This is a genomic window from Robiginitalea sp. (assembly GCF_049588695.1).
In the GTDB taxonomy this organism is placed as follows: Bacteria; Bacteroidota; Bacteroidia; order Flavobacteriales; family Flavobacteriaceae; genus Robiginitalea.
On record NZ_JBAVZJ010000316.1, the window covers coordinates 1 to 1,750 of the forward strand.

3 protein-coding genes are annotated in these 1,750 nt (G+C 47.7%); 1 reads left to right on the plus strand and 2 read right to left on the minus strand.

Features of this window, described 5'->3' with window-relative positions:
- Window positions 1–744: YpdA family putative bacillithiol disulfide reductase (locus WBV75_RS07715; protein WP_424120053.1), on the minus strand; the 744-nt coding region annotated here is incomplete at its 3' end.
- A gap of 165 nt (window positions 745–909) precedes the next feature.
- Between WBV75_RS07715 and WBV75_RS07720 the strand changes: the two genes are divergently transcribed.
- On the plus strand, window positions 910–1,341 hold the full coding sequence (locus tag WBV75_RS07720) for an HPP family protein (protein ID WP_424120054.1): 432 nt from the start codon (window positions 910–912) through the stop codon (window positions 1,339–1,341).
- Here WBV75_RS07720 and WBV75_RS07725 read toward each other — a convergent pair.
- On the minus strand, window positions 1,335–1,750 hold a 416-nt coding region (locus WBV75_RS07725), incomplete at its 5' end, for a ribulose-phosphate 3-epimerase (protein WP_424120055.1). The genes WBV75_RS07720 and WBV75_RS07725 overlap by 7 nt on opposite strands.

The following is a 1,750-nucleotide window of genomic DNA, read 5'->3' on the forward strand; positions in this document are numbered from 1 at the left end:
ATATCCAGTAAGGGCCAGAACAAAATCATTAGGGAGCATCACGGTGCCTTCCGGAGTGTCCAATACAATTTGCTCCTTTCGAATTTCCTGAATGGTACTGCTGAAATATGCGCGGATACTTCCCTCCTCTATACGGTTGAGGATGTCCGGACGTACCCAGTATTTTACACGCCTCCCTATTTCAGGACCTCTGACGATCAGGGTCACTTCTGCTCCCTTTCGCCAGCACTCCAGGGCGGCATCCACGGCCGAATTACTCGCACCCACCACAGCCAGTTTCTGCCCGGCGTAAAAGTGGGGATCCTTGTAATAGTGCGATACTTTTTGCAGGTCTTCCCCGGGTACATCCAGGAGATTCGGCAAGTCGTAGAAACCGGTCGCGATAATCACGTTCCGGGCCGCGTAGGTGGCTTTAGGTGTGGCTACCGAAAACAAATCTCCTTCTTTCACAATCGAAGTAACCTCCTCAAAGAGCTGCAGATTCAATGCGTTGGAGGTGACAATCCGCCTGTAGTATTCCAGGGCTTCATTGCGCTTGGGTTTGGCCTCATTACTGATAAAGGGAATGTCGTCAATTTCCAAACGTTCGGATGAAGAAAAAAACTGCATGTTCACCGGATAGTTGAACAAGGAATTAACAATGGGTCCCTTTTCTAGTATTCTGTACGAAACCCCTTTCTTTTTCGCCTCGAGACCACAGGCAATGCCAATGGGACCACCTCCGATAATCAATAAATCCGTCATTACAATGGGGGTTACGGTGTTTGCTCCTGATGTACAAAGCTAGCTAATTCGGTTTTATCCTCCGATAGGGCAGGAGAAGAACCCGACTCCTGAATGATATTTGTCATACTTTTTCCCTTGAATAAAAGTGATCTTTAATCCTGAATAATCGTAACACCTATTAAAATGAGCATTCCCCAAAACATCCCGGTTTCGACTATTATGAGTACACAGCTCGTAATACTCAACACTACAGATAGCCTGGAAAAGGCCGAGCATCTGTTTAAAAAACATAAAATTCGCCATATTCCCGTGATTGAAGGTCAGAATAAAATTGTGGGAATGTTAAGCCTGACGGATTTACTTCGAATCAGTTTTGCCGACGGCGCTTATGAGGAAGAGGACGATATTGAATCCGTGGTTTACGAAATGTTTACCCTGTCTCAAGTGATGGCGAAAAAAATAAGATCTGTAAGTCCACAGACCAGTATCAAGGAAGTAGCTGAGCTATTGGCTGCCCGGGAATTCCACGCAGTTCCTGTGGTAGACCAGGGCGATCTCGTGGGAATTGTAACGACTACCGATCTGATTAAATACCTGCTTAAACAGTATCAGTAAACGGTTGTAGAAGCCATTTGGGCTATGGTCGCCTTGGGGTCTTCTGAACGAAAAACAGCGCTCCCAGCCACCAGGACGTCTGCTCCCGCCTGAACCAGCTTAGCAGTGTTGTCCGGGGTTACCCCCCCGTCGACCTCAATAAGCGTTTTCATTCCTTTGGAATCGATCATAGACCGGAGTTCACGAACCTTTTCATAGGTGTTTTCAATAAAAGATTGTCCGCCGAACCCGGGGTTTACACTCATTACACATATCAGATCCGTACCCTCGAGGGAATGCTCAAGCAAGGATACCGGTGTGTGGGGATTGAGTGCAATACCCGCTTTCATCCCGGTATTGCGAATAGCCTGCAGGGTGCGGTGCAAGTGCGTACAGGCTTCGTAGTGCACCGTCAGGTTGTCGACGCCCA

Coding starts and splice junctions, on each gene's coding strand:
- WBV75_RS07720 (WP_424120054.1), top strand. CDS start 910: ATGAGCATTCCCCAAAACATCCCGGTTTCGACTATTATGAGTACACAG.